The following is a 10,788-nucleotide window of genomic DNA, read 5'->3' as shown; positions in this document are numbered from 1 at the left end:
CTGGTGGTTCCGGGTTCGACGCGCTGCCGGGCGTCACGTTTGTCCGGCCCGTCACGCCAGCGCCCCTGGCGGGGCGAGCGGCCCGGATTCTGGACTACCCGCGGAGCGGCCGGTCTGGTCCGGCTCCGCGACGGGTCCGGATCGAACCTACGGCCCAGAGCCCCGTCCCGTACAACAGCCAGACCAGCCGCTCCGTTTGGGAGAGGCTCGCCAGGACGTGCCAGGGCCAGGTCAGCGCCGTCAACGCGACCGCCGCCCACGGGCGGGGGAACGGGAGGGTCCGCTCGATCACCCGGGTGGCTCCGGCCCGCTCCCGGTGGAGCCGATCGGCGATGGTGCGCTCCAGCTCGGCCGGACTCCGGTCGCGCCAGCCGGGGATGCGTAGCAGCGTCCACGCCGCTGCCGTCTGTCCCGCGCCGTGGTTGTTGGAGCCGGAGACCAGCGCCAGGTCCTCGCGCTCGGCAACCGCGAGAAGCAGCGCCCGTTCGCCGCGGCCCTGCTCCAGCCCCTTGGGTGAGGCGTCGTTGACCTCCAGGCCCACGAGTCCCCAGGGCTCGTCCGGGCTCCAGCCCACCGCCTCGGCCGGGCGTCGGGCCGGCAGCGTCAGCAGCAGCGTGGGCCGCGTGCCCTCGGGGGGCGCACCGCGCTCGGGCAGGATCCGGATGCCCAGGCTGTCGAGCCGTGGCCGGTACGTGAGCGAGTCCCCGAGGGCGAGCGTGTTCTCCCGCCCGAGCCAGAGCTCGGAGCCCACGAGCAGCACGAACCCCTCACCGGCCGTGGCCGGGTTCGAGGCGAGGGCCTCGGGGATGCCGTCCCAGCCGCCGTGATCGGTGAGGAACGCGGCGTCGAACCCGCCGCGCACATGGACGCGGCGGTTCCATTCCACCGGATAGCGCGGCCCGACGTCGTGGGAGTGCTCCGTGTGGGAATGGAAGTCGACGACCAGCAGGTCGGGGTCGAGGACCTCCAGCCGCGGGACGGGCCGCGGGACGAAGGTCATCACGGCGTAGATCCCCACCAGCACGGCCAGGCAGCCCAGGGTGGCGGCCGGCTCCACCAGGAGGGCCCGTCCCCACGTGCGGTGGGCCGGCCGCCGCCGCCAGCGCCAGAGGCCGAACGCGACCAGCACGGAGAGCAGCAGCGCGATGTGCTGGGACAGCGCGAGCAGGGACAGGCTGTCCAGGACGGCGGCCACGGGGGACAGCAGCACGTACGCGGGCGGCCGGACCAGGACGGCGTCGGCCGGCGGGAGACCGGTGCGGACGTCGACGACGGCGGGACGGTCCAGCACGGCCGACAGCCCGATCAGGGCGGCGAGGGCGAGGGCGCTACGGGTGGAGAGTCCGGGTGGGCGCATGGCGCCCCATGGTAGGGGCGCGGCCGGTCCGGGGAAACGAGGCGGGGCGGGCGGGTTGGGCGCGGAGCCCCCGGGTGGGAGCTCCGCGCGGACGACCCGCGACTACGAACGCGAGATCGACACGCTCCCACCCGGAGTGGACGGAGGAGGGGTGGTCGAACCAGCAGAGAACATGCTGAATCCGTCACTCCCCCAGACCGTACCCCCCGAGAGGGTGAGGTCGCGGAAGCTGCCGAAGCGCTCCACAACCGGCTTCTGGTACATCGTTCCTCCAGGGTATGAGCGACCGGTCTCCCCACGCAGGCGGCCGCACCGGCGGGAAGGCGGTCGAGGGCAGGGAAGGGCAACCGCCATGCCGGTCTGGCACCACGGTGCAAATCATTGCGTGTGAGGTACTTACGGTGCAACAGCCCCTCCGGGGGCGGGAGGGTTCCGTGGAGTCGCGACCCCGGATTGTGGAATGCGCGCGACAGAGCGACCCGCCCGGACGGGCTCGTTTGCCTGCCGTACCGACGGGACGCGAGATTGCGCCCATGAGACGAATCCTGACGATGTTCGCGGCCGGGGTGGCCCTGGCCGGATGCCGCGCTTCCCTCGAGCTCGAACCCTCGGACGCGCCCGCGGTCCTGGGCCAGCAGCTCCTGTCGGCCCCCGATCCGGGCCGGCCCGGATCGCACGGCGTGCGGACCTTCTACTACGGCAGCGGGACGGACCTGCGGCGGGCCGAATACCGCGACTCGGTCACGCTGCGTACGGAGACGGTGGACGCCTCCACGCTGGTCCGCCTCGGCGACCAGGCGGAGGAGCGCAACGCGTACTGGGGCTTCTCGCCGGATTCCTTCCCCATCAACGGGCGGGTCTGGGCCCCGGAAGGGGCGGGACCCTTCCCCCTGGTGCTGGTGGTCCACGGCAACCACGACATGAAGGACTTCTCGGATCCGGGCTACGACTACCTGGGCGAGCTCCTGGCCAGCCGTGGCTTCATCCTGGCCTCCGTGGACATGAACTTCATCAACGGCGGCATCCGCGACGAGAACGACGGGCGCGGCTGGCTGCTCCTGAAGCACCTGCAGGCCTGGCGCGACTTCAACGAGCGCGCGGGCAGTCCCGTCCGGGGACAGGTGGACATGAGCCGCATCGGCATCATGGGCCACTCCCGGGGGGGTGAGGCGGTCGGTCACGCCGCCGCCTTCAACCGCCTGACCCACTATCCGGACGATGCTTCGCTGGAGTTCGACTTCGGCTTCGACATCCGGGCGGTCGTGGCGATCGCACCCGTGGACGGGCAGTATCTCCCGACGGGGCGGAAGGTCCCCGTGCGAGACGTGGACTACCTCGTCTTCCACGGCTCGCACGATGGGGACGTGACGAGCTTCCACGGCCTGCGGCAGTACTCCCGGGTCGAGTTCACGCCAGGGACGGATCACTTCAAGTCCGCCGTCTACGTCTACCGCGCCAACCACGGCCAGTGGAACTCGGTCTGGGGTCCGCGCGACAACGGCCCGCGCAGCGCGCGGATCCTCGACCTACGCGGTCTGCTGCCCACCGAGCAGCAGATGCGCTTCGCCGAGGTCTACGTGTCGGCCTTCCTGGAGGCCACGCTCCACGACGACGACCGCTATCTGCCGCTGTTCCGCGATCACCGCGTAGCCGGAGAGTGGCTGCCGCCCACGATGTACTTCACGTCGTTCGAGCACAGCTCCTTCCGTCCCTTGGCCACGTTCGAGGAGGACATCGACGTGACCACGGGAACGGCGGCCGGAGTGCGCCTCGAAGGCGATTCCCTGCAGACCTGGAACGAAGGCGACCTGGAGCTGCGCTCCCGCAATCGCGCCAACACGTCCGCGTCGCAGGAGAACCAGGTCGTGTGGCTCGGCTGGAACCGCCACGTGCGTGGCGAAGCCGAGGCGCTCGGGCGTCCGTCGGCGTACACCGTGCGGTTGACGCCTGAAGCCCGACGCGCGCTCGACTTCACGGAGCGCACCACCCTCGACTTCCGGCTGGGGCCGTCTCCCGATGATCCCGCCCCCCGGAGCCCGCCGGAAGGGGCGGCGCGCGCGGAGGACCGCGAGCGCGAGGCGGCGCGCCCCGAGGACGGAGAGGCGGACGAGGAGCCGATCGATCTGTCCGTTGAAGTGGTGGACGAAGCGGGTGTGCGCGCCCGGGTGGCGCTCAGCACATACGGACCGCTGCGTCGTCCGCTCGAGACCCACGTGATGCGACGCCGCGATCAGGAGCGGGAGCGCTTTCCCCGGATGTGGGAACTCGTGCTGCAGAGCTTCTCCATCCCGCTCGCCGATTTCCGGGCCGTGGCGCCCGATCTGGACCTGATCCGCATCGCCGAGGTCCGCTTCGTGTTCGATCGAACGGAGGCCGGGACGGTGGCCCTGGACGACGTCGGCTTCTCCAACCTGCCGCCGGCCTTCCTGGAGCCACGCATGCCCCCTCGGGTGGCGGGGTCCGGGGAGCGTCGCTAGCAGGATCCCTGCCTCCGCCACGCCAGTGCGGTGTGCCGCAGACGTCGGGTCCGCTCAGCTCGCCAGCACGCGGCCCAGGAACCGCCGCCAGTGGGGCAGCGCCTTCCACTGATGCAGCAACCGGGATGGGCTCGCGGGCTCGACTGCGGTGACCGCGAACAGATCCGAGAACTCCCAGGGCCGGACGCGGCCGTGACCGCTCCAGCGTGGACGGATGCCGACCGTCCAGGCCAACCGCCGAGCGGACACGGACGGGCAGACGAGCTCGGGGTCGGGCATCATCGACAGCGTGTAGGCGCGCTCCAGCATCCGCTCCACACCCCGTAGGCCCGGCGGCCGGAGTGCCGCCAGGAGGTCGTCCGCCACCGGCACGCCCACGAGGTCGCGCGCCAGGCGGAGCGTCCAGTAGCAGCAGCTGGTGGCGCGCGCCCGGGCGGCCTCGTCCACCATTTCGTCCACCGGCAGCGGATCCTGACGCAGCACCCGGTCCAGGTCGCGGAACGTCCTCCAGCCCGCCGACACCATCATGTGCGACCACGCGAAGTGGGTGCAGAGATGGATCACCTGGTCCACCGGGCAGGGGACCCGGGTGGCGACCGCGCCCACCTGGATGACGCGCGCCCGCTCCCAGACGCGCTCCGCCGGCATCAGGATGGGCGCGCTGCGCGGGTGCAGACCGGTGTGGACCTCGAGCGCGGTGGCCGTCCCCGCGGGCTCGACGAGCGGCGGGAGGTGGTGGTGCGTATGGTCGTACACCGCTTCCAGCGACTCGCTGCCCTCCCACGTCCACCCCTGTGTGCGCATCGCCTCCCAGGCCCGGCGCGCATCCGTGGGCTTCACCAGGATGTCGAGGTCCACCATGGGCCGATCGGCATACGAGCTGTAGTGCGTGAGGCCCAGGCCCGCCCCCTTGAGCAACAGCGTCTCGATGCCCAGTGAATCGAGGTGCGCCAGGGACTTCTTCAGGTACTGCTCCAGGTGGAACATCCTGAACTCGGTGATCATCGCCACGTTCTGCAGCACCCCGGCCTCCGCGGGGGGCTCATAATCCTCCAGCGCGGAGATGGCTTGCCAGAGCGTCGGTGTGGCCCGCTCGCGATCCGCGTAGGCGACGAGTCGATCCCAGTCGATCGGTTGCGCCAGCGCGCCCTGCAGCGCGGCGTTCCGGTCGACGCTGCGCGCGCTCGCGAGGAGCGCCCGCAGCTCGGGCGTCAGGAGGTCCAAGGGCGAGTCCAAGGGGGTTCGACTCTCGGGTTCGGTGCGCGTGCGATCAGTATTGGGTGAGCGTTCCGGCCCGCTTGGAGTAGCGGAAGGCGACGGCGAAGGCGGCTCCGCTGACGGCGAGCAGCAGAGCCGTGGCCACCATCAGGATCGCCAGGTCGTCGCGGACCGCCCACAGGGACTCGCCCCGCAGCAGGACCCGCCGCAGCGCCCGCAGGGCGTAGCTCAGCGGCACGAAGTCCGCCACGGACTCGATCCACGACGGGATGACGGTGGTCGGGTAGTACACACCTCCCAGGGCCGCCGAGGCGAACAGGACGATCTGCGGCAGCGGTCCCGACGTGCGGAAGGCCAGCATGGAGGCCGCTGCGAGGATCCCGAACGGCAGCATGGAGAGGACGAGCAGCGCGACGATCAACGTGGCGGGAACGATCTGCCCCCAGGCCACCTGCGCGCCCAGGGCCGCGCCCACCAACAACAGGAAGACGTTGCGGATGCCGGTCCACAGCACCTCGAAGCCCGACAGACCCGCCAGGAGCGCCGGTAGGGGCGCGCGCGTGCTGAGCAGCGCCTCCAGGATGCCCGTGGTGATGCCCGAGCCGACCTGGTTGGGCAGCGTGGTGACGGCCGTGGCGACGAAGGACAGGGCGATCGTGCCCACGAGCACGAAGGCGAAGTATTGCTCGGCCTCGACCTGGATGGTCTCGGCCATGGTGTTCTGCAGCGCCTGCGTGACGAAGTACAACGGCACCGCCGACAGAAGCAATCCACCGATCGACAACAGGAGCCGCAGGCGGTAGCTCGCGGCGGTCATCCCGCCGGCCCGTACCAGGGCGAAGAACTCACGCATCTTGTGCGCCTCCGCGGACGATGCGTTCCAGCAGGTCGGCCAGTGTAAGCGCCATGGGCTCGAAGCGAGACACCTCTACGCCACTACGCACCAAATCCGCAAGGAGACGGGCGGCTCCGTCGTCCCCATCGCGCAGCCGGAGCCGGATGCGCGTCCAGCCTTCGCCGTCCTGTCCCAGCCGCTCCACGTCGTGCGCGCCGTCGAGCCCTTCGGGCACCGGCCCACGCACCCTCAGCTCGAAGCGGTCGTCGCCGGCGCGGGCCCGCAGCTCGGCCACCGTGCCGGTCGCGAGCAGGCGCCCACGGTCGAGCACGGCCAGGCGGTCGCACAGGTCCAGGGCTTCTTCGGCGTTGTGTGTGGCCAGCAACACCGTGACCCCCTGGCGCTCCGACAACTCCTCCCGCAGGAAACGGCGGAAGTCACGCGCGGAGAGGGGGTCCAGGCTGCGGGTCGGCTCGTCGAGCAACAGCACGCGCGGCTCGGCCAGGAGCGCCCGCGCGATCAGCAGCCGCTGCTTCATGCCGGAGGAGAACTGGCCCACCATCTTCTCGCCGGTGTCGGCGAGCCCCACGCTCTCGAGGACGGCCGTGCAACGACGCGCGGCTTCGGGGCCGCGCAGGCCGTGCAGCGTGGCGAAGAGCCGCACGTTCTCGCGGGCGCTGAGCCGCCAGTAGAGGCTGCGCTCGTCCGGGATGACCGGCGTGAGGACGCGGCGCACGTCCGCCGGCTGCTCCGTGATGGAGAACCCCGCCACGGAGGCGGTCCCGGCGTCGGGCAGGATGAGCGTGGCCAGCATCTTGAACAGCGTGCTCTTGCCCGCGCCGTTGGGCCCCAGCAGGCCGAAGAACTCGCCTGCAGCGATGCGGAGCTCGACGTCCGACACGACGGTGACGCGATCGCGGTGGAAGGGCTGGCGCAGCGCCTCGGCCATCGTGCGGCGGACCGGGAAGACCTTGGTCAGGCCCTGCACGGACACCATCGGCTCGGCGGATGCGCCGGGCTCCGCGGAGGTGCGCGGACGCGATCGGGGTGCCACGGCCGCGTCGCTCATGACGCCGGGGCCGCGACCAGGTCGGCGTGCCACGCGCGCAGGGTGTCCACGAGCTCGTCGAGACGGGCGAAGTCGCGCGCCACGTGCAGCCGGTAGACGGGCACCTTGTCGGCGATCCGCGCCACGCGGTCCAGGACCGTGCCGGCCTCGGCGCCGCCGAGGAGGGCACCGATCTTGGTCTGGGTCAGGAGGGCCAGGGTGGCGTCGAAGGACTGGAGCGCAACCCGCTCCACGGCGGGGACGCCCTCGCCGGCCTGCACCGGAGCCAGCAGGTAGAGGGCCCGCAGCGGCGTGGTCTCGATCATCAGGCAGTCGGACGGCAGATCGCTCAGGAGCAGCTTGCCCCCGGGGCCGGAGCCGTCCACCGCCGCGTCCGCCGGTCCCACCAGCTCGGCCGAGTCGTTCCAGAGGCGGACGGCGTGCACGCCGGGGATGGCGAGTGGATCCTCGTCCATCGTGACGCCGAGCGTGTCGTCCGTGACGAGGCGCGCGCCCGAGCGGACCAGCGCCAGGGCGGTGGTGGACTTGCCGTGGTGCTTGGGCGCGATGAACCCGATGGCGCCGCGGCCGAAGGCGACGGCGCTGGCGTGCAGGGTCAGGTCGCCGCGGGCGTGGAGGGCCACGGCCAGCACGCGGCCCAGGATATCGACCCGTGCCGTCTCGGGCTTGGCCTCCGGTCCCGGGTACCAGGTGATCCGGGATCCCCGCTCCGCGATATCGAAGGTCCCGGTGTCGGAGTACGACAGCCGGAAGCCGTGCTCGTCCCCCAGCAGGCTCACCTGGACGCCCTGGTCCACCTCGTCGGCCCCCAGCGTGCGGGCGCCGACGCGCTCGGGCGGCGTGTCGGTGCGGGTGGTGAGCACCCAGTGCGGCGCCGCGCCGGCCGGTGCCGGGGGCAGCTCCGGGAAGTCCAGGTCGCTCTGGAGCACACCTCCGAAGACGAGCCGGGCGGGCGGGGTCACGCGGACGCCTCGCCGGCCTGGGCCCGGAGCCAGAGCTCCGTCTGGAGTGTGTAGAAGAGGGCCATGACTTCCATCGTGTTGGGGAAACCCCGTCCGTCCAGGAAGGGTCGGCAGACCGCGCGGAGGCTGTCCGCACGGATGATGCCCAGGTCCGCCAGAAGCAGCGGGCCCTCGAACAGTCGCGGGACGAGCGCTGGAAATGCAGCCCGCACCTGACGTTCCGCGTACGCGCCCGTGGTGCCGGTCCGGTGCGCCCGGGGGGCCAGGACGTCGTCGGGCACCAGCCCCCTGGCGGATGCGCGCAACAGCCGTTTGGTCTCCGCCCCCAGGGAGAGGTCGGTCCAGGGCCGCGTGGCGCTGAACTCCACGATCCTGCGATCGTAGAGCGGCGCCCGGGCCTCCACGCCCTCGTCCAGGGCGAAATCCGCGACGCGGCTCGCCACCAGCGGAAAGAAGGGGTCGAGCACGAACCAGCGCCACTCCTGCTCCGCCGGGGTGCCCGGATACGCCGATGGAAGGCGCTCCTCCTCGCGTCCCCTCAGATCCTGGGCCCGCGCGAAGCCGGGATCGATCCAGCGGGGGATCCACCGCTCGAGGTATCGGTGGAGGGGACGGCCGGCCCGGACCCGTGTCAGGGCGTCGTGTGCCCAGCCCGGAAGCAGGGGCAGCACGCCCATGCGCACGAACTCCTTGCGGGAGCGCTCTCCCTTCCGCTGCCACTCGCGCCACGCCTCCAGGAGCCGGCCTCGCCGGACGAGCTCGCTCACGTACACGTTCGAGACCTGGAAGAGCTGATCCCCCCCGTAGCCACTGAATTGCACGCGGGCGCCGTCCGCGCGGGCGGCACGGGCCAGCGCGCGGTTCCAGTGCTCGTAGAAGTGGACGAAGGGGAGATCCTGACCCGCGATCCGGGTCTCCAGGTCGTCGAAGAGGGCGACCGAGTCGACGTCGATCCAGCGGGTGCTCGCATCCCGGTGCGCCAGGGTCCGCAGGATGATCTCGTCCTCGCGGCCCGGGTCCCCCTCCGGATAGGAGATCGACACCGGACGCGGCTGCGGGCTCCCGGGTCGGCGGCCCAGCGCGTCGGCTGCGATGGCGTAGAGGACCGTGGAGTCCCACCCGCCGCTGAGCGGGAAGGAGGTCGGTCCGGCCGCGGCCAGCCGCTCCTCGGCGGCGCGCGCGATCAGACCGCGCAGGTGCGCCGCCGCCTCGTCGAAGGGCAGCGTGGCTCCCCGCTCCCACCGCGGGGGCGACCAGTGCGGCTCGACCCGCACCTCTCCATCGCGCCAGACCAGCGTGTGTCCCGCCGGGACCATGCGGATCCCGCGGAACACCGTCTCGGGCCCGGCGGCCCGATGCAGCCCGGCCGAGACCGCCGCGAGCACGGCGAGGTCCAGCGAGTCGTCCGCGCCCAGCGCGCGCAGGGCGCCGGCGCTGGAGGCGACCGCGACGCCCGGGCCGATGGGGGCCCAGAAGAGCGGCCGGAAGCCGGCGAAGTCCCGGGCGGCCACCAGGGTGCGGGTCGACCCGTCCCAGAGCGCGAAGGCGAAGTCCCCCTCCAGCCGCCCGGTCCCCGCCACGCCCCAGCGCGTCCAGGCCCGGGCCACCAGCGTGCCCGCGCTCTCGGCCCGGGGGCCGGCGGGTGCGTCCCCGAGGGCCGTACGAAGGTCGTCCGTGTAGTAGAGGGTCGCATCGGCCACCACGCGCACGTCCCCGATCCGGTCGATCAAGGTGGGACCGGCGAGATCGGCCGCCGCCTGCCAATCGGGTCGGGTCGCCCCCAGCCACGCGCCGCCGGCGTCCACGTCCTCCCGCCGGTCCGCACCCCGCGCGGTGAGCCGCTCGAGCGCCCGCCGGAACCGGTCCGGCTCGAGCGCCGGACCGGCCCACGCCAGGATGCCGCTCAAAAGCGGATCGCGGTCATGTCGGTGACCGGCGTGAACGTGGACACGTGCTGCGGCACGTCTCCCACCACGCGGCCTTCGACCTCCACCCAGGCGTGGGCCTGGAAGCCCTCGACCTCGTCGATGCGGACGCCGATCCGGATCTGCCCGGGTGGCATGCCCTCACGGGCGAACAGGCGCTGGATGGCCAGGGACCGGATGAGGCAGCTGGCATCGAACGGCAGGTAGGCCGCCACCCGCACCACCGCCCGGGCGAGCGCCCGCGCGCGGGGGAGGTCCACCGGTGCCGTCGCGTCCTGTCCCTCGTGCAAGGCCACGAGGTCGCCGGTGGCGCGGTCGCGCATGGCGCGCCGGGCCCACAGCAGCGCTCCGAGCGCCGCCAGGAGGTCGCGACGCTCCCGGGAGGAGACGCGCAGGAACCGGAAGAGCTTACGCGGCAGTCGGGCTGGGTGCCCCATCCGGATCGCCCACGAGGATCAGGCCGTTCTCGGCGAGCTGGCCGAGGAGCTCGCCCACGTCCTGCTCCAGGGTCTCGACGCCCACGTCGGGATAGGCCTCCGCCAGACGCTGCACCAGGTCGTCCCGCCGGGTGCCCGCACCCGGGATCATCTCCCAGACGCGCGCGCCGACGTGGTTGAGGCCGAAATAGACCTCGCTCTCGGTGTGGAGCAGCACGGCTCCGTCCGAGACGGCCTTGAAGATCACGGAAGGATGGGGACGGACGGTCATGGGCGGGTCGCGCCTCCGGATTCGAGAGTAGCCACGGGTGTCGCGCGGCTGCAACTCCCGTGCCCTGGGGTGCTCACGAAGCCCCGCCGGTGGGGGGAGCCTCGCCGCCGTCGGCGGCGGGCCGCTCCGCGACCGCGGACCACCCGCAGGACGGGCAGATCCGCCAGACGCGCCGGCGCACATAGGCGACCTGCGGTGCTGCATGGATGCGGCGTTCGTCCAGCGCCGCGCCACACC

Annotated in this window: 9 protein-coding genes; 1 reads left to right on the top strand and 8 read right to left on the bottom strand. The window is 72.3% G+C overall.

What is annotated here, in order from left to right:
• Positions 1-94: 94 nt before the first annotated feature.
• Positions 95-1,357 (bottom strand): hypothetical protein, encoded by a 1,263-nt coding sequence (locus tag R3E98_20250; GenBank protein MEZ4425737.1) that lies wholly within the window; start codon positions 1,355-1,357, stop codon positions 95-97.
• A gap of 533 nt (positions 1,358-1,890) precedes the next feature.
• Between R3E98_20250 and R3E98_20245 the strand changes: the two genes are divergently transcribed.
• Positions 1,891-3,834, top strand: coding sequence for a hypothetical protein (locus R3E98_20245; protein ID MEZ4425736.1), 1,944 nt, complete (start codon positions 1,891-1,893; stop codon positions 3,832-3,834).
• 54 nt (positions 3,835-3,888) lie between these two features.
• On the opposite strand, the gene R3E98_20240 is transcribed toward R3E98_20245, so the two are convergent.
• The 7 genes from R3E98_20240 to R3E98_20210 are packed head-to-tail and all read right to left on the bottom strand — an operon-like array spanning position 3,889 to position 10,551.
• Positions 3,889-5,070: a nucleotidyltransferase family protein gene (locus R3E98_20240; protein MEZ4425735.1), complete on the bottom strand. Its 1,182-nt coding sequence runs from the start codon at positions 5,068-5,070 to the stop codon at positions 3,889-3,891.
• A 34-nt stretch (positions 5,071-5,104) separates the two neighbouring features.
• On the bottom strand, positions 5,105-5,905 hold the full coding sequence (locus R3E98_20235; protein MEZ4425734.1) for an ABC transporter permease: 801 nt from the start codon (positions 5,903-5,905) through the stop codon (positions 5,105-5,107).
• Positions 5,898-6,956 carry an ABC transporter ATP-binding protein gene (locus R3E98_20230; protein ID MEZ4425733.1) on the bottom strand — a complete coding sequence of 353 codons (1,059 nt, stop codon included), beginning with the start codon at positions 6,954-6,956 and terminating at the stop codon, positions 5,898-5,900. The genes R3E98_20235 and R3E98_20230 overlap by 8 nt, the downstream gene beginning before the upstream one ends.
• Positions 6,953-7,918 (bottom strand): hypothetical protein, encoded by a 966-nt coding sequence (locus R3E98_20225; GenBank protein MEZ4425732.1) that lies wholly within the window; start codon positions 7,916-7,918, stop codon positions 6,953-6,955. The genes R3E98_20230 and R3E98_20225 overlap by 4 nt, the downstream gene beginning before the upstream one ends.
• Positions 7,915-9,825: an asparagine synthase-related protein gene (locus R3E98_20220; protein MEZ4425731.1), complete on the bottom strand. Its 1,911-nt coding sequence runs from the start codon at positions 9,823-9,825 to the stop codon at positions 7,915-7,917. Before R3E98_20220 ends, R3E98_20225 begins: the two co-directional genes overlap by 4 nt.
• Positions 9,822-10,280: a lasso peptide biosynthesis B2 protein gene (locus R3E98_20215; GenBank protein MEZ4425730.1), complete on the bottom strand. Its 459-nt coding sequence runs from the start codon at positions 10,278-10,280 to the stop codon at positions 9,822-9,824. Before R3E98_20215 ends, R3E98_20220 begins: the two co-directional genes overlap by 4 nt.
• Entirely contained in the window at positions 10,252-10,551 is a 300-nt protein-coding gene (locus R3E98_20210) for a PqqD family protein (GenBank protein ID MEZ4425729.1), read from the bottom strand. The genes R3E98_20215 and R3E98_20210 overlap by 29 nt, the downstream gene beginning before the upstream one ends.
• Positions 10,552-10,788: the final 237 nt, after the last annotated feature.

The organism is Gemmatimonadota bacterium, assembly GCA_041390125.1.
Classification (GTDB): Bacteria; Gemmatimonadota; Gemmatimonadetes; order Longimicrobiales; family Gaopeijiaceae; genus JAGQIF01.
This window is presented reverse-complemented; position numbering and strand designations above follow the sequence as displayed.

Bases quoted from the DNA above. Each gene is read 5' to 3' on its own strand.
- R3E98_20210 (MEZ4425729.1), bottom strand. From the start codon at position 10,551: ATGACCGTCCGTCCCCATCCTTCCGTGATCTTCAAGGCCGTCTCGGAC.
- R3E98_20250 (MEZ4425737.1), bottom strand. From the start codon at position 1,357: ATGCGCCCACCCGGACTCTCCACCCGTAGCGCCCTCGCCCTCGCCGCC.
- R3E98_20230 (MEZ4425733.1), bottom strand. From the start codon at position 6,956: ATGAGCGACGCGGCCGTGGCACCCCGATCGCGTCCGCGCACCTCCGCG.
- R3E98_20215 (MEZ4425730.1), bottom strand. From the start codon at position 10,280: ATGGGGCACCCAGCCCGACTGCCGCGTAAGCTCTTCCGGTTCCTGCGC.
- R3E98_20235 (MEZ4425734.1), bottom strand. From the start codon at position 5,905: ATGCGTGAGTTCTTCGCCCTGGTACGGGCCGGCGGGATGACCGCCGCG.
- R3E98_20245 (MEZ4425736.1), top strand. From the start codon at position 1,891: ATGAGACGAATCCTGACGATGTTCGCGGCCGGGGTGGCCCTGGCCGGA.